Origin of the sequence: Nonomuraea sp. H19, from assembly GCF_052068215.1 — a bacterium.
Lineage (GTDB): Bacteria > Actinomycetota > Actinomycetes > Streptosporangiales > Streptosporangiaceae > Nonomuraea.
In genome coordinates this window covers 1-538 of record NZ_JBQHCV010000149.1, presented here as the reverse complement: position 1 = coordinate 538, position 538 = coordinate 1, and the positions used below count along the sequence as shown (strand labels likewise).

Sequence of the window (538 nt, the reverse complement as noted above, 5' to 3'; positions counted from 1 at the left end):
CTGTTCATCGCCAAGGGCAACCAGCCCACGCTGCACCGCCGGCTCAAGACTCTGCCCTGGCGCGAAGCGGTCCTCAACGACCGCACCGACGAGACCGGCCACGGCCGCCGCGAGATCCGCCGCATGAAGATCTGCACGGTCCGCCCCGATCTGCCCTTCCCGTACGCCGCCCAGGCGATCCAGGTCAAACGCCGCCGCACCGACCACCGAACCGGCAAGACCACCATCGTCACCATCTACGCCGTCACCAGCCTCCCACCGGGACGGATCACCCACGCCCAGCTCGCCACGCTCATCCGTGGCCACTGGAGCATCGAAGTCCTGCACCACATCCGCGACGTCACCTTCCGCGAGGACGCCTCCAAAATCCGCACCGGCACCGCACCCCGGATCATGGCGAGCCTCCGAAATCTGGCCATCGGTCTGACCCGCCTCATCGGCTGGACCAACATCACCGCCGCCACCGACCATTACCGCAGTCATCCCGCCGACGGACTCCAGCTCCTCGGTCTTACAACATGAGAACGCTTCGGCCCTG

1 protein-coding gene is annotated in these 538 nt (G+C 66.9%); it reads left to right on the top strand.

All coding sequences use genetic code 11. The features are described from left to right. The coding region (locus tag ACTMTI_RS56995) for an ISAs1 family transposase (protein ID WP_441129429.1) at window positions 1–522 on the top strand (522 nt) is incomplete at its 5' end. Window positions 523–538: the final 16 nt, after the last annotated feature.